Below are 19,018 nucleotides of genomic sequence, written 5' to 3'. Positions count from 1 at the left end.
ACCGGCATGGCCAGCCTTTGTTTGGCTATTTCCACTCAAGGATTGGCCAACTCCGCCGACTGGCCTGCTCGCGCAGATAGGGATCGGGATTCACGGCGTGCGGATGCCCAACGCGTTCTAGCAAGGGTAGATCGTTACGTGAGTCAGAGTAGAAACTGGCATCTGCAAGCTCGACCTCCTGATGATCTATCAGCTCGAGAAGGCGCGTCAGCTTGCCTTCTCGATAGGTCAGAACACCTTGAGTACGGCCAGTGTAGACCCCATGGGCCAGTTCCAGGTCGATGGCCAGTATTTCGCTGATCCCCAGCCTACCGGCAATCGGTTCGACCAGATGAGCACCGGACGCCGAAATCAATACGATCCGGTCGCCTCTGGCGCGATGTTCCGCAATGCAGCGGCAGGCATCGCTGAAGATCAGAGGCTCGATCACGTCTTCGACATAGGCGTCGATCTCCGGCTCCAGCTCCTCAGGCGCTCGACCTATGAGCGGCTCCAGGGCGAATGCCATGTATTCTTCCATGGCTAGGGCGCCTTCGGCATATGCCTTCATCAGGGCGGCATCACGCTGGATGAAGGACTCGTCAACCCAGCCGAGTTGGGCCATTCGCTGGCACCACAAGCTGGAGCAGTCACCGTCGATCAGGGTTTCGTCAAGGTCGAAAATAGCGAGGGTCATGCGACTTCTCTTGCGGCTGATGAATCGATCCCCAATGTGACGCGTGAGCCGCACGGGTGCAAGGCAGAGGCATCCTGATTGAGGACATCTACCAGTAATTCGATCCCCAATGTCTGCACGCGATAGCGAATGACATTGCCTAGCAGCGTATGTCCGACAATCTCGGCACTGGGGCCTTCCGATGCGTTGATCCTGATCGATTCAGGGCGGATCGCCACCTGTTGAGTGAAGTTTCGCCCTAACAGGGTAGAAGCCTGAGCAGGATCTAGAATGTTGTAGTTACCCATGAAGCCTGCTGCAAACAGCGTGGCTGGCGCAGTATAGAGGGTTTCCGCATCGCCACTTTGTACGATGCGGCCCGCTTGCATCAACACGATGCGGTCGGAAATTATCAAGGCTTCTTCCTGATCATGCGTGACAAACAGGGTAGTCAGGTTGAGCGCTTGCTGAAGGCTCCGTATCTGTTCTCGTAAATGCTTGCGGATGCGCGCATCCAGTGCCGATAGCGGCTCGTCGAGCAGCAGCAGACGTGGACGAGTGACCAGTGATCGCGCCAAGGCGACACGCTGACATTGCCCTCCCGACAGCTGATGAGGGTAGCGGTCTTCGAACCCCTTGAGTTCTACCAGTTCGATCACTTCGGCGGTGCGCAGGTGTAAAGTTTGGCGATCCACTTTTTGCATCTTCAGGCCGAACGCTACATTTTGCGCGACCGTCATGTTAGGAAACAGCGCATAGCTCTGAAACACCATGGCAATGCCGCGCTTTTGCGGCGGCAGGGTCGCAATATCCTGACCGTCGAGCAGGATGCGTCCACCGTTTACCGAGGTTAAGCCTGCCAGGCAGCGTAGCAAGGTGGATTTGCCGCAGCCGGAAGGTCCTAAAAGCGTAACCAGCTCACCTTGTTCTGCAGAGAAATCGATGTCCTGAAAGATCATGTTCGAGCCGTAGCTCTTGTGCAGATGTTCAACGCTTAGAAAGCTCATGATTTATCCCGGCTCAAACCACTGGCGGCCCACGTTACGGTCAGGACGACCAGAAAGTACGAGATGACTAGTGCGCTCGTGAAATGGCCGCTGCCATTGCGCATGTTGTACAGATAGACCTGCAAGGTTTCGTAACGCGCTCCAACAAGAATGTTGGCAAAAACGAATTCGCCAATCAGAAACGAAAATGACAGAAACAGCGCCACCATAAGACCCTTGCGCAGGTTGGGCAGTACCACCAGGAGGGCCGCCCGGAAGGTGCTGGCGCCCAGCAGGTGAGCCGCATCCATCAGGTCATGAATATTCAGTGCCTGCAGATTATTGCTGATGGCTCGGTACATGAACGGCAGGGCGATGGTGAAATAACAGCCGATCAGAATCCATGGTGTGCCTATCAACGGCAAGGGGCCGCCAGCATAGAGTTGCAGCAATCCTACGGAAGACACCACAGGCGGCACGGCGAACGGCAGCAGGATGAACACGTTCATGAGTGCATCGAGCCTGGGGAAGTGGTAGGCGATGACGAACATGAGAGGAAGTACGAGGAAGACGGCCAGTAACAGCGCGCCCACGCAGACGATCAATGAATGCCCGAAGGCGATGAGAAAGCGTGAGTCGCTCCAGAGCGCTACGTACCACTTCAAGGTCAGCCCGCTGGGAAGAAGCGTGGCGGACCATTGTGTTGCCAATGAATACAGCAGGGTGGCAGCGAGCGGCAGTAGAAGAATCAGAAAGAGCAGCCAGACGACCAGGCGATGGTAGAGTGAAATCGACCGGTTAGCGTTTGACATGGTAGCTCCGGCGTAGCAGCCATTGGTGAGCAACGGTAATCACGGCCATGAGCATCACCAGCAGCATGGCAAGGGCGCTTGCGAGGTTCGGATCGAGAAAGATGTCGCCAGAGACCAATGCCGCTATACGGACCGGGACCACATTGAAATTGCCCGTCGTCAGGGCATATACGGTTGCGTAGGCCCCCAGCGCATTGGCCAGTAGAATGATGAATGTACCTAACAGCGCCGGAGTCAGCACCGGCAGCCCAATATGACGCCAGAAATGCCAGGTATTGGCGCCAAGCAGTGAGGCAGCTTCATGCCAGTCTTCGCGCAGGGCATCAAAGGCAGGGTAGAGCAACAGAACGCCTAGCGGGATCTGGAAGTAGGTATAGATCAGGATCAATCCGCTTTTGGAGTACAGGTTAAAGTCCTCGATCAGCCCGGTCTGCTTGAGCAGCAGGGTCAGGCACCCATTGATGCCAAGCAGGATGATGAAGGCGAACGCCAGGGGAACACCGGCAAAATTGCTCGTCATGTTGGCAAAGGCTGTCACGAAATCTCTTAGCTTCGAGTCGACCTGGCGTAGCGAGTAACTGCCCAGAATGGCGATTAGCAGGCCTAACAGGCTGGACCAGACCGAAATCTCCAGTGAAAAGCGTATAGCCTGGCGATAGAAGGGTGATTCAAGGATTTCGGTGAAGTTACCCAGGCCCCAGCCATCCAGATGCTGGAGGCTGTTGATAGCGATCCAGATCAATGGGGCTATCTGAAATGCACAAAAGAAAACTAGAAAGGGCAGAAGGCACAATGCGGCGAGCCATTTGCCTTTCATGCCAGGAGTTCCCGACAAACCGGCTTGTCATGGGCGACACCTAAAAGCTCACAAAGCGTACCGCATAGGTCAGTTTGTACAGGGCTTGCCTCTTGCAGGCTGAAGCCTGTCCCGAACACGAATAACGGGACTTCACGCTCTTCAGGCAGCAGCCCCCCATGGCTGCGATCATCATTCATGCCATGATCGGCTGTCACCATCACCTGATAGCCCGCCTCCAGCCATACCGGTAAATGGCCGGACAGGCATATATCTGCCACACGTGCGGCGTTTCGATATTGGCTGCTGGAAAGTCCGTATTTGTGGCCAGCATCATCGATATTCATCGAGTGAGCCAGCAGAAAATCAGGGGAATGACGTTGTCTCAAGCTTTCGGCGTCGTCGAAGAGGTGAGAGTCTGGATAGTGATCGGCGTAATAGAAATGGCCGTACTGGATAGGCAGGTCCGGGGCACAGATATGACGGTCCCGTGCGGCATCAAAGGGCGAACGGTTATAAAGTTCGCTGATCCAGTGATAGGCCGCAGCCGCCGTCGTGAGGTAGGCCTCGCGCGCATAATGAAACACGCTGCGCTGGTTCGAAAGCCGAACGACCTGATTGTGCGTAATGCCGCTGTCGACGGGGCGTACCCCTGTGAGAATGCACTCGTAGAGCGGGCGGGAAAGTGACGGCAATTCACACTGCATGGTATAGAGCCGTCCGCGCCCTGCCTGACAGATACCTTGGAGGTAGCCCATGCAGTCACGGGCGACTCCATAGGCCAGACCGTCCAGCACAACCAGGATCGTCTTCATTGGATCACTGCTTCATCTGCATGATCACGTTTTCCTGCCAGAGACGTGGCAGACGCTTGGCTGTTTCTTCCCAGGCCTTGGCATCCGCGATGGGCTTGGCACTGGCATATTGCTCGCTTGGTAACAGTTTAGCTTTTACATCCTCGGGTAGCTGGATATGGTCAGCACGGATGGGGCGGGCATAACCGCGAGCCAAGTTGATCTGGCCAGCATCGGAAAGAATGTATTCACGTGCCAGCTTGGCTGCATTCGGATGCTTGGCATACTTGTTCAGAATCGTGGTGTAGCCGGACGTAATCGAGCCGTCTGAAGGGATGAGCACTTCAAAGCGTGAAGTATCGATCTGATCGCGATAGTTCAATCCGTTGAAGTCCCAAACGATACCCACTTCGACTTCGCCTTTCTCCAGGGTCGAGACGACCGGGTTGGTCATGGACAAACGGCCCTGCTGCGCCAGCTTGCCAAAGTATTCCAGGCCGGGCTTGATGTTCTTTTCGTCACCGCCGTTAGCGTAGGTAGCCGCCAGGACCCCACTCACTGCCTGTGAGGCAGCGCTTACATCACCAATGGCAACCTTGTATTTGCCCTGCAGCAGGTCAGCCCAGCTATGGGGTACATCAGCTACCAGCTGCTTGTTGACGATAAACGCGATGGTGCCGGTATACGCCAGCATCCAATGACCATCTTTGTCCTTGGCCCAACCGGGAATCTGCTCCCAGGTGGTGGGCTTGTACGGTTGGGTCACGCCTTTCTCCACGGCAATGGGGCCAAACGAGGCGCCCACGTCACCCATATCGGCGGTGGCGTTTTCACCCTCGGCTGCGAATTTGGCTATTTCCTGAGCTGAGCTCATGTCTGTATCCATGTGCTTGAGGCCGTACTTTTTCTGCAGATCGGCCCAAGTGTCCTTCCAGTTGGCCCAGGTATCAGGCATGCCTACGCTATCAACCTGGCCTTCCTGGCGGGCAGCCTGCTCGAGTGTGTTCATATCCGTGGCGGCCAGGGCCAGGGTGCCATTCAGCGCAAGTGCGCTACCCAACAGTGAAGCAAGCAAGCGTTTCATTGAGCGCTCCTTCGAGGCGTGGTCGATTGGCTGGTCTAGAGCAGCAAGACGCAAGCCAATCTACCGCCGAAGGATGACGATTTGATTTCCACCTTGATGGCATCTATGCAGAGGGTTGCCCTAACGACGAATCATGAGCTAACTCGCAGCTTAACGGGGCGGTCATCTAGATAATCTAAGCTGCCACTATTTCTTTCTGGCTCATGCATCCCTGAGCTTTACCGGCTGGACTAGTCCAAATGAGAGCAAGCCCGCACGATGACGCACCAAAAACCGTCACAGCCATCTGCCGCTCATTGGAGGAGCAGATTATGTGTGGTGCGCTTGCGCCCTCCACCAAGCTGCCTGCAGAACGACGTTTGAGCGAGTCGTTTTCAACGACCCGGATTACATTGCGTGAAGCGCTTGGGCAGTTGGAGTCGCAGGGGCTGATTTATCGGGAAGAGCGACGTGGCTGGTTTGTTTCGCCCCCCAGAGTGGCCTACAACCCGCTAGTACGCTCGCATTTTCATGCCATGGTGGCAGGGCAGGGCCGTGTTCCGGCTACCGAAGTCCTCTCGGCTCGGTTGGTGTCTGCTAATGCAACGGTGTGTGGGCTTCTCGAGCTTCCCGAGCGTACAGGCGTCTATCAGATACGGCGAGCCAGGCGTATCGACGGCCGTCTGGTGCTCTATGTGGAGCACTATCTCAACCCGATCTATTTTCCCAATATCCTGCAATTTGACCTGACCCATTCGCTAACCGATCTCTATGCCAGTGAATACGGTATCCGGTATGGGCGTGTTCGTTTCGAAATGCGGCCTACAGCGTTGCATGCGGACGCTGCGCAGGCACTTAAGGTCAGCATGGGAAGCCCGGCGCTGCATATCACACGTATCAACCGCGATCAGCAGGGGCGTCTGATCGATTGCGATCTGGAATACTGGCGGCACGACGCCATTCATGTCAGCGTAGACGTGCCAGAGTAAGGTGAGTGCGGCGCCATGGTTGGCACCGCCTCCGAATGGTTAAGTCAGGCGTAGTTTTCCGGGTTCAACTTACGCTCGATCAGCTCCATAAGGATATGGATGACCTTGATATGCAGCTCCTGGATACGATCGGCATAGTGGCCGCCAGGCGCACAGATGCAGACATCGGCCATGGTTTCGAGCAGGGAGCCTGGTTTGCCGGTTAGTGCAATGACCTTGATACCCAACGCTTTTGCTGCCTCAGCGGCCTTGAGCACATTGGGACTCTTGCCGCTGGTGCTGATGGCCAGCAAGACATCTCCTTCGCGCCCATGGGACTCGATATAGCGAGAAAAAATGTAGTCGTAGCCAAAGTCATTTGCCACACAGCTGATGTGGCTGGCGTCGCTTATGGAGACGGCAGCAATGCCCGGGCGGTTTTTGCGGTAACGGCCGGTCAGCTCTTCAGCGAAATGCATGGCGTCACACATGGAGCCGCCGTTACCACAGGAGAAGGCCTTGCCCTTGTGCTCGAAGCTTTCAACCAGCAGTTCTGCCGCACGCTCGATATTCCGTAGCGCCTGTTCGTCAGCCAAAAAGTTGTCCAGTGCTGTCTTGGCTTCAAGCAGACTGTTGCGGATATGCGTGATCATCGTGCGGTTCCCTCTGCCTTATGGCAGTACATGGCTGGAATAGAAGGCTTTAAGGACTTTCACCAGATAATTCAGGTCATGGCTGCCAGCGAGTTCGCGGATCGAATGCATGGCAAACGTCGGCAGGCCGATATCGACTGTGCGAACGCCCAGTTGGCTGGCAGTAATCGGGCCGATAGTCGAGCCACAACCCATATCGCTGCGGGTCACAAAGCTTTGAACCGGTATTTCATTTTCCAGGCAGAGATGACGGAAAAATCCACCGGTTTCGCTGTTGGTCGCGTAGCGCTGATTGTTATTGATCTTGATGACCGGCCCGGCATTGAGTTTAGGGCCATGATTGCCATCATGCTTCTCGGCATAGTTCGGGTGTACACCATGAGCATTGTCGGCCGAGATCAACAGTGAACGGGCGATGATCCGGGTAAAGTCCTCACCTTCCGGCAGGGCACGGCGCATAACTTGCTCAAGGAACGGGCCGTCCGCGCCACAGTGAGAGCTCGAGCCCACCTCTTCGTGGTCTGTGCATACCAGCACGCAGCTTTCATTGCCATCTGCCGACAGCAGCGCTTCCAGACCGGCATAACAGGACAGCAGGTTATCCAGGCGGGCGCCGGCAATGAAGTCTTCATCCAGACCCACCACAGCGGCTTTCTGCACGTCATAGAACGATAGTTCGAAGTCCAGTACCGACTCGGCCAGGATGCCATGCTCCCGCTCCAGTTGCTCGGTCAGCAGCGCACGGAAATCGCGTCGCTCACTGGCCGGTACCTGCGCCACAATGGGGGGAAGCTCGTTCTGGGCATTAATGGGCCAGCCTTGATTGGCCTCACGATTCAAATGAATAGCCAGATTCGGAATGATAGCGATCGGACGTTTGAAGTCGATCAGGCGGCTATGCTGAGTGCCGGTCTGGCGAAAGGTGACACGACCTGCCAGGGACAGATCCCGATCGAACCAGGGCGCCATCAGCATACCGCCGTAAACTTCCACACCCAGTTGCCAAAACCCTTGCTTGTAGAGCTCTGGGTTGGGCTTTACGCGCAGGCAGGGGCTATCAGTATGAGCGCCGACCATCCGCAGGCCGTTGCGTAGCGGATCATCACCCAGGCGAAATGCGATCAATGAGGAGTCATTACGTGTAACGTAGTAACGTCCACCCGGACGAAGATGCCAGGTATCCCGCTCATCCAGCCGCTGGAAGCCGGCCTGCTCAAGACGGCGACTCATCGTGGCGGTAGCATGAAAAGGGGTAGGGGACGAAGCGAGAAAGTCGATCAAACCTTGATTGAGTGTGTCGCGCATGCGGTACTCCTTACGATATGCCCCTAGTCTATCCATTTATGCTGTTAGGGGGCTAACTCAGTTAGTCGATTAACGCGCCACAAGGTCGAAAAGGTGCCAATGCTTGTTGGCTCCCTTTGCCGTTTTCCCGGCCCCCTCAGTTTCGTCAAAATGAATCAACGTCCAATCCGAGGGCAGCGCCAGAACAGAGGCTCTGCCTAGCACTGTGATACCTCAGGCAGCCCAACTGTCTCTCGGTCCGAACAATTGACCGGCGAACAGCCCGTTTGGCCGTAACGCCGTGGAAATTGAGTGCCATAAGGTGAAGGACGAGGGCTCGCAAAAGGGAAGCGAGAAACTCGCATTGATCAACTGACATTTGGGCAGCTCCAGTGTCTCGAAGCGCGGTTGCAGCAGTGTAATTCCGGGAAACGAATGCTCAGGCGCTCAGCGCCTCTGCCTGTGCATCAACGGCAATGACATCCCAGCCGCGCGCCAGGAGCTCGAGCGTGTCACGAGCTGTACCACAGCCAAGATCAAGCGCTGCTCCAGTGGGACCGTTCCAATGGTCCAGCGCACGCAGTAGTGTAGAGCGGGCCGGCTCGTCACCTACGGCATCGTAATAGCCGGTCCATTTGGACATTTTTAAAATGGTGCTGCGCTTTCAAAGCGCATGCGCTCACCTGTTTTGGGATGGGTCAGTGCCAGAAGGCTGGCATGCAGGCACAACCGGGGATGCGCATTCAAGGCGTCTTCATGAGCATAAAGCCGATCACCTAATAGCGGATGACCAATGGACAACATGTGCACACGGAGCTGGTGGGAGCGTCCCGTAATAGGCGTCAACTCGACCCGGCTGTAATGACCGCAACGTTCCAGGACGCGCCAGAAAGTCAGCGCGTGGCGCCCCAACTCGTGATCGACGACATGCCGTGGCTTGGTCGGTGGGTCATACCGCAGCGGTAATTCGATGCGGCCACTGTCGGCCTCAGGCTCACCCCAGCAAAGCGCGGTATAGGCCTTTTCAGTCTCGCGGTCATGGAACTGGCGAGAGAGTTCACGGTGGCTGTCTGCGTCGCGCGCAAGCACCATGATCCCGGAGGTTTCCCAATCCAGGCGGTGCACAATACGTGCCTCGGGGTAGCCGTTCTCCTGGAGGCGGGTTACCAGGCAATCCCTGTTATCTTCGGCTCGACCGGGAACCGAGAGCAGCAGGGTCGGCTTGTCTACTACCAGTAACGCATCGTCCTGGTGGATGAAACGGATATTTGAGAGAGGCATGTCACGTTCAGAAAAGAGCCCATCGGCGGTATGAGCCGCCGATGAATGACCAGCCAGGGATCAACGATCCCGGTCTGGCAGAGTGATGTTCAGTTCCAGAATCGAGCAGCTACCCTGGTTTTCCAATTCCACCTGGATCTGGTCCTGCTCGATCGGTACATATTTGCGGATGACTTCCAGCAGATCTTTCTGCAGCTGAGGCAGGTAGTCAGGCTGGGAGTGACGTCCGCGTTCGTGAGCGACGATGATCTGCAGCCGCTCTTTGGCGATGGAAGCGCTGTTTTGCTTCCTCCGATCGCGAAAGAAAGCAAAGAGGCTCATTCACTCCCCCCAAATAGTCGTTGTAGGAAGCCTTTCTTCTTCACGTCGAGGAAGCGATGAGGCATTTCCTTGCCCAGCAGCCGCTCTACCGCGTCGCTGTAGGCCTGGCCGGCGTCGCTCTGTTCGTCGAGAATGACCGGAATACCCTGGTTCGATGCCTTCAGGACAGCCTGCGACTCAGGAATGACGCCGAGTAGACGGATAGCCAGAATCTCTTCCACGTCCTCTACGCCCAACATTTCACCCTTGTTGACGCGCTCTGGGTTGTAGCGGGTCAGAAGCAGGTGCTCCTTGATCGCATCCTCGCCGTTCTCGGCGCGCTTGGATTTGCTGGCGAGCAGGCCAAGCATACGATCCGAGTCACGTACGGAAGAGACTTCCGGGTTGGTCACGACAATGGCTTCATCGGCGTAGTACATGGCCAGATGGGCGCCTTTCTCGATCCCGGCAGGGGAGTCGCAGACAATATATTCGAAGTTACCCTTAAGTTCTTCGATTACCTTGCCGACACCTTCCAGCGTAAGGGCATCCTTGTCACGCGTCTGGCTGGCTGCCAGCACATACAGATTCTCGAGACGCTTGTCTTTGATAAGCGCCTGGGTGAGCGTGGCTTCGTTGTTGATGACGTTTACAAAGTCATACACAACACGACGCTCGCACCCCATGATCAGATCAAGGTTACGTAAACCCACGTCGAAGTCGACGATAACGGTCTTATGCCCGCGCAGGGCCAGACCAGTGCCGATGGCCGCGCTTGTGGTTGTTTTGCCGACACCGCCTTTACCGGAGGTGACTACGAGTACTTTGGCCAAGCTGATTCACCCTAAATTCGAAATAAGCTCACGGAATGAACGGCTGGAGTACCAAAAAATGGCCGCCGGAACACTACACAATACTCGGCTGGACTCCAGACGCCATTCGGGTCTGAAAGCGGTATCGATGACACTACCGCTTCGTAAAAAATTCGCGGCAGTATCCGTTAAAGACGTGTGATGTTCAACACATCTCCAGACAGACTGATCTGAACAGGATTTCCCCACTGGGGATGTCTGCGCAAGTCTTCCGCTACTTTGTATTGTCCAGCAATCGAGACCAGTTCGGCGGTGAGTTGCTGGCAAAAAATTCTTGCTTTTGTGTCGCCCTTCACACCTGCAAGGGCACGACCTCGCATTGGCCCATACACATGAATATTGCCGTCTGCGAGCAATTCAGCTCCCGGACTGACCGAGGATAACACCACCAGGTCACCACCGGGTGCATAAAGCTGCATGCCGCCGCGTACGGGTGCCGTAATGACTTTGGTAGGGTTCACGGCAGGTTCGGCAGGCTTCTCCGGTTCAGGTGCAGGGTCTGCCGCTTTTGCCGGTTCCCGCTCGCGCAGCTCAAGGGCACGCTCGCGCCCTGCACCGCTTGCCGGAGGAAGCACCGGCAGATCGAAATCGTTGGCGGCCCGGATGTCCAGAGGCCGCCTGGCTCGAAGCGCCAGGGTTCGCAGGCCATGGCGGCGACAGAGATCGAGCAGGGCACCCAGGTCAAGCACCTCATCGTCTTCCTCGAGCTTGTCGAGCGATAGAATGAGCGGGGTGTCGTGAAAGAAATTGGGCGCCTGTGCCACCTTCTGTGCCAATTGGCGGTCGAGGCGTGAAAGATCGTTGCGGGAGAGTTCCAGCACGGTAACGGCAAGCATGTTGCCCTTTAGCTGGAATACGGAATCGTTATCGAGAAGATCAACCTGGCTCATGTTGGGACCGCGTGCGTCAGATGCCGAGGACTTATAACGAGATGACAAGCATGTCGCAAGCATGGCTGCTTGCTAACGGTCAGGAATGTAGAATGTACCGTTTAATGTTTACCAGGATGTTTGATGGAACGCCCTCGTTTTCGACCTGCTTTTCTTCATCCCCGTTATTGGCTGCTCTGGCTGGGATTGGGCGTACTCTGGCTGATCGTCCAGCTACCCTATTGCGTACTGCTTCGTCTGGGTCGTGCAATAGGCTGGGTCATACTGCACGTTTCTGCCAGTCGACGCCATATTGCGATGCGCAATCTCGAGTTGTGCTTTCCTCAATGGAGCGAGGCCGAACGTAAGCGTGTGCTCAGAGAAAATTTCGCATCGAACGGTATCGCCTTGATCGAGATGGCCATGAGCTGGTGGTGGCCCAGATCACGCCTGAGTCGGCTCGCTCATATCGAGGGAATCGAGCACCTCCAGCGAGCCCAACAAGAGGGCAAGGGGGTCATCCTGATGGCGTTGCATTTTACGACGCTCGAAATCGGCGCTGCGCTGCTTGGGCAGCGGCATACCATCGACGGAATGTACCGCGAACACAAAAACGCAGTGTTCGATTACGTGCAGCGCAAGGGGCGTGAGCGACATAATCTGGATGCCACTGCCATCGAGCGCGAAGATGTACGGGCCATGTTGAAGGTGCTCAGAGGCGGCCGCGCCATCTGGTACGCACCTGATCAGGACTATGGCGCCAAGCAAAGTATCTTCGTGCCGTTATTCGGAATTCAGGCCGCTACGGTTACTGCTACCACCAAATTTGCGCGCCTGGGCCGGGCACTTGTCATGCCCTTTACTCAAGAGCGGCTGGCCGATGGGTCAGGGTACCGCCTGGTTATCCATCCGCCGCTGGAGGACTTCCCGGGTGAGACAGAGGAGACTGACTGCCTAAGAATCAACCAGTGGGTGGAAAAAGAGGTCAGTAAGCTGCCTGAGCAGTACTTATGGGCACACCGGCGCTTCAAGACGCGGCCAGCTGGCGAACCCAAACTGTACGCCAAAAGCGACTGAGTTCCGTCTCGCACCCATGACACGCTATGCTCAAGGCGATGTGTTTAACCTCGGACTCAAGGAAAGGGTGTTGGACGTTACTTCGGCTGTTCCTGTTACAGGATTGATCCTGTCCGGCGGTGGCGCGCGGGCGGCGTATCAGGTAGGGGTGCTTTCTGCCATTGCGGAGCTGCTGCCTGCGGGTGCGCGCAATCCTTTTCCTGTCATCGTGGGAACATCGGCGGGTGCCATCAATGCAACGGTATTAGCCTGTGGTGCGCTGCAGTTCCAACTGGCCTGTCAGCGCCTGACCCAGGTCTGGCAGAATTTTCATATTGATCAGGTCTACCGCAGTGACTGGCCCGGCGTGATCCGGCAGGCCAGTCACTTCATAGGACAAAATGTCTTTGGTATACGTGGCAAAACGCCGGCGGCATTGCTGGATAATGCACCGTTACGCGCACTGCTAACTCGGGAGCTGGACTTTTCAGGTATTACAGCCGCAGTTAAGGCCCGGCATCTGCGGGCCATAGCCATTACTGCATTTGGGTATGACTCCGGCCACTCGATGACCTTTTACCAGGGGCACGGTGCGATTGATCCCTGGCTGCGTCATCGCCGGGTTGGGTTTCCCACTCGTCTGAATGTCGAGCATCTAATGGCTAGTTCGGCCATTCCGCTTATCTTCCCGGCAGTCAAACTGGGGCGTGAATACCTGGGCGATGGCTCGGTGCGTCAGGCGGCACCTATCAGTCCGGCATTGCACCTGGGGGCTAACCGGGTATTGATCGTGGGCGTCAGCAACAACCCTCACGCCGATGCCTCCCGTTCGGAGGACGCCTCTGCCGCAACCGGTAAGGCGCCTACACTGGCGCAGATTGGCGGGCATCTGCTGAACAGTACGTTTATCGATAGTCTGGAAAGCGACACCGAGGTGCTTGAGCGTATCAACTTGATGAGCCGAATGATTCCGCCCTCGGAGCAGCAGAAGCGTCTTGGTGTAAAACCGGTTGAAACGCTGGTGATCGCACCGAGCGAGCCCTTGGCTGAGATTGCGGCCCGCTTTCGACATGAGATGCCAGCGTCCCTGCGTTTGTTTCTTCGTGGGCCTGGTGCAACAAAGAAAAGCGGGTCTGCCGTATTGAGCTACCTGCTGTTCGAGGCAGGTTACTGTTCTGAGTTGATCGCACTTGGGCGGCGGGATGCCTTGGCCCAGCGTGATCAACTCATTCAGTTTCTAGGGCTGGAACTGGCCGCTGCTCACTGACCGAACTCGCCGCGCTGATAGTCACGCAAGGCTTGTTCAATCTGTTCACGTGTATTCATCACGAAGGGGCCATATTGAACAATGGGCTCATTCAGCGGCGCGCCTGCAATCAACAACACGCGAGCACCTTGGGCGGATCGAATCCGCAGCTGCCCTTCATCGCTCAGGCGAACCAGCCGATTGGTCGTTACAGGCGCCACGGTATCGCCTTCGACTTCAATCTGTCCTTCATACACATAGAGTAGGGCGCGATGCCCTTCGGGAAGGCGCGGACTGATAGCGCTTTGTGCCGGCATGATGAGGTCGAAATAATAAGGGTTCGTATCCGGCCGCTGCACGGCGCCCAGCTGCTGGTGTTCCCCGTCATCAAAATGGCCGGCAAGCACGACAACTTCAACACCCTGTGAGGTAGTCAGGCGAGGTACTTCTGCAGGCTCATAGTCACGGTAGCTGGCGGGTCCCATTTTGGTTTTGCCGGGCAGGTTCAGCCACAACTGGAAGCCTCGCATCAGGCCTTCCTGTTGCTCGGGCATTTCGCTGTGAATGATACCGCGAGCAGCCGTCATCCACTGCAGGCCACCAGGCTTCAGAAGACCTTGGTTGCCCAGGTGATCCTCGTGGCGCATACGACCTTCGAGCATGTAGGTGACGGTCTCGAAGCCGCGGTGAGGGTGGGCTGGAAAACCACCGATATAGTCATCTGCATTGGCTGTATCAAACTGGTCCAGCATGAGAAAAGGATCGAAGCGCTCAACGCCCTGGCCGGCAAATACTCGCGTCATGCGTACGCCCGCGCCATCAGAGGCGGGCTGGCCTGTATGCAATTCAAGAACGTTGCGGTACATGATTCGTGCTCTCCAAGCGGCCAGACAAGGTGTCTGATCTCTAGATGAGATCATAATACTTCATTTATTTTAATATATTTATCCATATTATATGTATTTCATATCTAATAATATGATGCTTTTGGTTGGAAAGAAGCCGGCATGAGGCCGGCTTCTTTCTTATTCCTTTATTTGAAGCTTACGTGCTTCGGTATAGACGTAACGGACCTTCTCGTACTCAAACGGCGAGTTGAGCTGCCCATACCGGAAGTTGGTGATGTAACGTAGGTTGATACCGCGTAACAGTAGAATCTCCGGGTGACGGCCGCTTTCCTCATTTACATTCAGATAGTTGATCTGATTCTCGGCCAAGGTATCTACCGCAAAACCGCTGGCATCACGCAGATTGGACGGACCCAGTAACGGCAATACCAGATAAGGGCCGCTGGGAACACCATAAAAACCCAGCGTCTGGCCAAAGTCTTCGGATTGCTTGGCTAGTCCCATGCGCGTAGCGGGGTCCCACAGGCCAAAGACGCCGATAGTAGTATTTAGCAGCAGACGCCCCGTGGTATTCAGAGCCCTTTTACCCTTGAGTTGCAGCGTGCTGTTCAGCAGATTGCTGATGTCACCCAGGTTGCTGAAGAAATTGCTAACGCCACTTCGCACGAAGCCCGGCGTGACCCGACGATAGCCATTGACGACAGGTAACAGTACCCATTCATCCAGGCGGTAGTTGAAGTGGTAGACGCGGCGGTTCCAGGACTCCAGTGGGTCATAGACATCCAGCGCATTGAGCGACGCCCGCTCGAACTCGCGCTGATCCAGGCCTGGGTTGAATTTCAGCGTGGACAAGGGGTTGGTAAACCCGTCTGCGCCTACGGGTGAAGGTGATAAAGTTGACGAATCCGTATCGGCGAAAGCGTAAGCGCTAGCCAGTAAGGGAAGCAGGCAGAGGAATTTAGCCACGGGCGAAGAACTCCAGCATGGCGTCGGCGTTGACGCGATAATTGAGATTGCCGCAATGCCCGCCCAGCGGGTAAAGGGTCAGGCGATTACCGAACGTACGACGTAGGAAGCCGATATCACCAGGACCAAGAATCAAGTCATCTGCGTTGTGCATCACGCCGATCTTGTCGCTCTCCTTGAGATAGCCTTCCAATGCCGTCAGGCTGGATTGCCTGGCCAGTTCAGCCAGGCTGGTGCCCTTGGTCGTCCGTTCCCAGAAGGGTAAGAGCTGGTCATACATGTAGCAGTCAAAATCGCATTGCAGGGCGCGAGCAAAGAAGCGCGACAGGCTGGTCCCCTGATCGATCGGGTAGTCGGGCGGTGTGATCAAGCCACGACGGTTGATCAAATCGGATGTAAAGGCAATGTCTGCCGCTGAAAAGCGGAACGATGTACCAATCAGCATCGCCATTTCTTCATTGCTCAAGCGTTGGGGCGACTGCTGAAAATCGAAAAGCAGGGCTTCATTGAGATCAACATGGCCTTTCTGCTGGAAGTAACGGGTCAACTTTGCCAGGACTAGCTCGTAAAACGTCCGGTTGTTGGTTATCCCATTGACCTGGGTCTGAACCAGTCGATCGAGGTTGCGCACCGAGGTCAACAGATTGACCGGCGGATTGAGCAGCAAGACACGAGAGAAGTTGAAGCTGCGCTGGCTCTCGTCGAGCTTGCTGACGAACGCTGCATCCAGTGCGCCCAGGCTGTAACCGGTAAGAAAGTACTTGGTTACAGGCAGTTTGGGGTGCTGCGCGCGAACGGCCTGCATGACGCGATAGAGGTCTTCTGCATCGCCAGGGGTGTAGCCGGGCGTAGCCTGCCGGGAAGCCGCTGCCATAAAGTCGTAGCTGGTGGGTGAGGAAAGCTGAACGACATGGTAACCCGCGCTGTAATACAGGCGCTTGAGGTACTCCGGTGTGCTGGATGAGTAGTTGGCGCCGGTTCCGGCAATGATGAAGATCAGCGGCGCCGGATGATCCTGCATCGCCAGACGATAGTGCAGCTTCTTGACCGGCCAGAAGTTATCCGGAAGTTCGTACTCCCGTTCAGGCCGCAAGTTGATGCTGTAGTCTTTCTGGTCGATTTCCAGATCAGTAGGCAGCAGTGGCTGCAATTCCAGCGGCGTGGAGGTGATAGTGGCTTCGAAGGGGTTGGTCAATGGGTAGCCATAGGTGGCAGCGTCAATATCAGCTGCGACACCACGACCGGAAAGACCAAGCAAGAGCGCACCCAGGAGAGCTGTGATGCGCAACGGGCTAAGCATAAGGAGAGTCCTTTCGCAGGGTTGCTTATTGGAATAAGCCTATGACCACAGCCTGATAATAAGGTGCGCTGTGCTTGTTGGCTCTCTATCAAATTGTGCGTTCGGCCAGATTGGTTAGGGTTTCGCCTGTTACTCGATTGACTGTCCATTCATCCATTGAGATGGCGCCCAGGCTGCGATAGAACTGGATCGCAGGCTCGTTCCAGTCCAGCACGGACCATTCCAGACGCCCGCAATTACGCTCTACTGCCAGCCGTGCCAGGCTGATAAGCAGTGCCTTTCCGAGGCCTTCACCACGCGCGGCAGGGCTGACATAGAGATCTTCCAGATAGATACCTGGCTTGGCGAGCCATGTTGAGTAATTGTGAAAGAACAGGGCAAAGCCGGCAGGCGTCCCGTCTATTTCTCCAATAAGCACCTCGGCGTAACGGCGCTCACCAAACAGTGTCGCGCGCAAGCTGTCTTCAGTCGCCATGACCTGCTCAGGCATTTTCTCGTAGTCGGCCAGCTCTTTGATGAACGTCAGGATGTGCGAAACGTCAGCGTCAGTAGCTGGGCGGATATTCAGGCGGGACATGTGAAAACCTCGACATCGAAAGCGCTAAGCATGCCGAGGCTATTTCCTGGAGGCAATAGAGGTGCCATTTCATTGCGGGTGTCGCATATGGCGGTTGCTCAGGTCGCTCTCAGGGCAGTCCCGTTTTCGTCGCCCTTGAAGATAAGGATGGCGCAGTGATGCCGTTTTCAAAAAGGGGACAGAGGATGCGAATGTTTCGAAAGGTAGTAGGCCTGGGTATGGTGCTCTTCCTGTCGGCAATGGCCAATCTGGCTATGGCGGCCAAGCCAACGGTAACTATTGGCTATGTGGATGGATGGGCCGACAGCGTTGCGACCACCTTCACGGCGGCCGAAGTCATTCGTCAGCAGCTGGGGTACGAAGTCAAGCTGATGCCGGTTGCAGCAGGGATCATGTGGCAAGGCGTTGCACGGGGCAAGCTGGACGCCATGCTCTCGGCATGGTTGCCTGGGACCCATGGTTCCTATTATGAAAAGATGAAGAATGATGTTGCCGACCTGAACGTGAACACACCGGACGCCAAGATCGGCCTGATCGTTCCTGAGTACGTAAAAGCCTCCAGTATTGCCGATCTGGCCGCCCAGAAAAGCGATTTTGGTGGGCGCATCGTAGGCATTGATGCCGGGGCGGGCGTCATGATCAAGACCGAGAAGGCGATCAAGGCCTATGATCTGGATTACAAGCTGGTGGCAAGCTCCGGCAGTGGAATGATTGCCGAGCTGATACGGGCGGAGCGAGACCAGAAGCCGGTTGCAGTCACGGGCTGGATTCCTCATTGGATGTTTGCCAAGTGGAAGCTCAAGTTTCTGGATGACCCCAAGGGCGTTTATGGCGGCTCCGAGCAGGTACGTACCATGGCTAATCCAGGACTGGAAAAAAAGGCCAAGCCGGTATGGGATTTCCTGAAAAAATTCTCCTGGCAGCCGGGAGAGGTCAATGAAGTCATGCTGGCCATTGAGGAGGGAAAAAAGCCTGAGCAGGCTGCAAAAGACTGGTTGAAAGCCCATCCTGACCGGGTCAAGAGCTGGCTCTAGACGATAAGGTAAAAGCCCCGCGTTTGCGGGGCTTTTCATTTAGCCAATGGTTACTGGCGGAAGCGTACTCAATTCGATGCTCAATGCTTTCTTGGGGGCGAGCACCTCAGCTTCCCCATCAACCACTTGCTCATCGTTCTGATTGAAGACACGTGTAGCCAGGCGCACTCGATTTTTCGGCAGCTTTTCCAGCACCTCGATCTCGACCTTTAGCGTGTCGCCTAACTTGACCGGCTTGTTAAAGCTCAAGGTTTGTCCTAGATAAATGGAACCTGGCCCGGGCAGTTCACAGGCAATGGCAGCGCTGATCAGCGCACCGCTCAACATGCCATGGGCAATCTGCTCACGAAAGACACTCTTGGCGGCATACTCGGCGTCCAGGTGTACTGGATTTCGGTCACCGGAAACCTCGGCAAATAAGAGCAGGTCACGCTCTTCGATGGTACGGCTGACAGAGGCTTTCTGGCCTACCTCCAAGGCTTCGTATGGGATATTGTCGGTCATGCTTGAAAGAGATCTCGTATTCTATTGTTACGGTAAGGGGCGGCCGATGCTAATGGGACCGGCGCCCAATGTTAAATTCAAGGACGCCAGGTTACGACGATACGGCACGTTCTCTGCTATTTCAGCAGGTTATGACGGAGTATTATGAGTTTGT

Annotated in this window: 22 protein-coding genes; 4 read left to right on the top strand and 18 right to left on the bottom strand. The window is 55.8% G+C overall.

Annotated features, from left to right (window positions below; translation table 11 throughout):
* Window positions 1-25: 25 nt before the first annotated feature.
* The 6 genes from PLU01S_RS06835 to PLU01S_RS06810 are packed head-to-tail and all read right to left on the bottom strand — an operon-like array spanning window position 26 to window position 5,127.
* Window positions 26-676 (bottom strand): HAD family hydrolase, encoded by a 651-nt coding sequence (locus tag PLU01S_RS06835; protein ID WP_074824498.1) that lies wholly within the window; start codon window positions 674-676, stop codon window positions 26-28.
* Window positions 673-1,662, bottom strand: a complete 990-nt coding sequence (locus PLU01S_RS06830; RefSeq protein WP_074824496.1) for an ABC transporter ATP-binding protein — start codon at window positions 1,660-1,662, stop codon at window positions 673-675. Before PLU01S_RS06830 ends, PLU01S_RS06835 begins: the two co-directional genes overlap by 4 nt.
* Window positions 1,659-2,453, bottom strand: coding sequence for an ABC transporter permease (locus PLU01S_RS06825; RefSeq protein WP_074824493.1), 795 nt, complete (start codon window positions 2,451-2,453; stop codon window positions 1,659-1,661). The genes PLU01S_RS06830 and PLU01S_RS06825 overlap by 4 nt, the downstream gene beginning before the upstream one ends.
* Window positions 2,440-3,270: an ABC transporter permease gene (locus PLU01S_RS06820; RefSeq protein WP_074824490.1), complete on the bottom strand. Its 831-nt coding sequence runs from the start codon at window positions 3,268-3,270 to the stop codon at window positions 2,440-2,442. Before PLU01S_RS06820 ends, PLU01S_RS06825 begins: the two co-directional genes overlap by 14 nt.
* Window positions 3,267-4,064: an alkaline phosphatase family protein gene (locus PLU01S_RS06815; protein WP_074824487.1), complete on the bottom strand. Its 798-nt coding sequence runs from the start codon at window positions 4,062-4,064 to the stop codon at window positions 3,267-3,269. The genes PLU01S_RS06820 and PLU01S_RS06815 overlap by 4 nt, the downstream gene beginning before the upstream one ends.
* Before the next feature lie 4 nt (window positions 4,065-4,068).
* Window positions 4,069-5,127 (bottom strand): ABC transporter substrate-binding protein, encoded by a 1,059-nt coding sequence (locus tag PLU01S_RS06810; protein WP_074824484.1) that lies wholly within the window; start codon window positions 5,125-5,127, stop codon window positions 4,069-4,071.
* A 239-nt stretch (window positions 5,128-5,366) separates the two neighbouring features.
* Here PLU01S_RS06810 and PLU01S_RS06805 point away from each other — a divergent pair, with 239 nt between their 5' ends.
* On the top strand, window positions 5,367-6,095 hold the full coding sequence (locus PLU01S_RS06805) for a UTRA domain-containing protein (RefSeq protein ID WP_037029642.1): 729 nt from the start codon (window positions 5,367-5,369) through the stop codon (window positions 6,093-6,095).
* A 44-nt stretch (window positions 6,096-6,139) separates the two neighbouring features.
* Here the strand turns inward: PLU01S_RS06805 and lpcA are convergent, their stop codons facing one another.
* The 7 genes from lpcA to minC all read right to left on the bottom strand — a co-directional run bounded on the left by lpcA (window position 6,140) and on the right by minC (window position 11,354).
* On the bottom strand, window positions 6,140-6,727 hold the full coding sequence (gene lpcA / locus PLU01S_RS06800; RefSeq protein ID WP_010795132.1) for a D-sedoheptulose 7-phosphate isomerase: 588 nt from the start codon (window positions 6,725-6,727) through the stop codon (window positions 6,140-6,142).
* Between the two features lie 18 nt (window positions 6,728-6,745).
* Entirely contained in the window at window positions 6,746-8,032 is a 1,287-nt protein-coding gene (locus tag PLU01S_RS06795; RefSeq protein ID WP_010795131.1) for a M18 family aminopeptidase, read from the bottom strand.
* A gap of 418 nt (window positions 8,033-8,450) precedes the next feature.
* Window positions 8,451-8,654, bottom strand: coding sequence for a class I SAM-dependent methyltransferase (locus PLU01S_RS26115; RefSeq protein WP_233432135.1), 204 nt, complete (start codon window positions 8,652-8,654; stop codon window positions 8,451-8,453).
* A gap of 2 nt (window positions 8,655-8,656) precedes the next feature.
* Window positions 8,657-9,292 (bottom strand): RluA family pseudouridine synthase, encoded by a 636-nt coding sequence (locus tag PLU01S_RS06785; protein ID WP_074824480.1) that lies wholly within the window; start codon window positions 9,290-9,292, stop codon window positions 8,657-8,659.
* A gap of 60 nt (window positions 9,293-9,352) precedes the next feature.
* Complete coding sequence (minE, locus tag PLU01S_RS06780) at window positions 9,353-9,613, bottom strand: cell division topological specificity factor MinE (RefSeq protein WP_010795129.1); 261 nt, start codon at window positions 9,611-9,613, stop codon at window positions 9,353-9,355.
* Window positions 9,610-10,425 (bottom strand): septum site-determining protein MinD, encoded by an 816-nt coding sequence (gene minD, locus PLU01S_RS06775; protein ID WP_010795128.1) that lies wholly within the window; start codon window positions 10,423-10,425, stop codon window positions 9,610-9,612. Before minD ends, minE begins: the two co-directional genes overlap by 4 nt.
* A 167-nt stretch (window positions 10,426-10,592) precedes the next feature.
* A complete protein-coding gene (gene minC, locus PLU01S_RS06770) occupies window positions 10,593-11,354 on the bottom strand; it encodes a septum site-determining protein MinC (protein ID WP_074824478.1) in 762 nt (253 codons plus the stop codon).
* Window positions 11,355-11,477: 123 nt separating this feature from the next.
* On the opposite strand from minC, the gene PLU01S_RS06765 reads away from it, so the two are divergent.
* Both PLU01S_RS06765 and PLU01S_RS06760 read left to right on the top strand, forming a co-directional pair.
* Complete coding sequence (locus tag PLU01S_RS06765) at window positions 11,478-12,410, top strand: lipid A biosynthesis lauroyl acyltransferase (protein WP_074824475.1); 933 nt, start codon at window positions 11,478-11,480, stop codon at window positions 12,408-12,410.
* A gap of 16 nt (window positions 12,411-12,426) precedes the next feature.
* Window positions 12,427-13,656, top strand: coding sequence for a patatin-like phospholipase family protein (locus PLU01S_RS06760; protein WP_010795125.1), 1,230 nt, complete (start codon window positions 12,427-12,429; stop codon window positions 13,654-13,656).
* On the opposite strand, the gene PLU01S_RS06755 is transcribed toward PLU01S_RS06760, so the two are convergent.
* The 4 genes from PLU01S_RS06755 to PLU01S_RS06740 form a co-directional block, all read right to left on the bottom strand.
* Window positions 13,650-14,501: a pirin family protein gene (locus PLU01S_RS06755; protein ID WP_074824471.1), complete on the bottom strand. Its 852-nt coding sequence runs from the start codon at window positions 14,499-14,501 to the stop codon at window positions 13,650-13,652. The two genes, PLU01S_RS06760 and PLU01S_RS06755, sit on opposite strands and share 7 nt — an antisense overlap.
* A 159-nt stretch (window positions 14,502-14,660) precedes the next feature.
* Window positions 14,661-15,449 (bottom strand): MlaA family lipoprotein, encoded by a 789-nt coding sequence (locus PLU01S_RS06750; protein WP_010795123.1) that lies wholly within the window; start codon window positions 15,447-15,449, stop codon window positions 14,661-14,663.
* Entirely contained in the window at window positions 15,442-16,749 is a 1,308-nt protein-coding gene (locus PLU01S_RS06745; RefSeq protein ID WP_074824467.1) for an alpha/beta fold hydrolase family protein, read from the bottom strand. The genes PLU01S_RS06750 and PLU01S_RS06745 overlap by 8 nt, the downstream gene beginning before the upstream one ends.
* Before the next feature lie 88 nt (window positions 16,750-16,837).
* On the bottom strand, window positions 16,838-17,326 hold the full coding sequence (locus PLU01S_RS06740; RefSeq protein ID WP_010795121.1) for a GNAT family N-acetyltransferase: 489 nt from the start codon (window positions 17,324-17,326) through the stop codon (window positions 16,838-16,840).
* Between the two features lie 185 nt (window positions 17,327-17,511).
* Here PLU01S_RS06740 and PLU01S_RS06735 point away from each other — a divergent pair, with 185 nt between their 5' ends.
* Window positions 17,512-18,360: a glycine betaine ABC transporter substrate-binding protein gene (locus PLU01S_RS06735; RefSeq protein ID WP_074824465.1), complete on the top strand. Its 849-nt coding sequence runs from the start codon at window positions 17,512-17,514 to the stop codon at window positions 18,358-18,360.
* A gap of 39 nt (window positions 18,361-18,399) precedes the next feature.
* Here PLU01S_RS06735 and PLU01S_RS06730 read toward each other — a convergent pair whose 3' ends face one another.
* On the bottom strand, window positions 18,400-18,864 hold the full coding sequence (locus tag PLU01S_RS06730; protein ID WP_074824462.1) for a MaoC family dehydratase: 465 nt from the start codon (window positions 18,862-18,864) through the stop codon (window positions 18,400-18,402).
* Between the last annotated feature and the right edge of the window lie 154 nt (window positions 18,865-19,018).

The organism is Pseudomonas luteola NBRC 103146, assembly GCF_002091675.1.
Taxonomy (GTDB): Bacteria; Pseudomonadota; Gammaproteobacteria; order Pseudomonadales; family Pseudomonadaceae; genus Chryseomonas; species Chryseomonas luteola.
The sequence above is the reverse complement of the archived record's forward strand: the minus strand, read 5'-3'. Positions and strand labels throughout refer to the sequence as shown.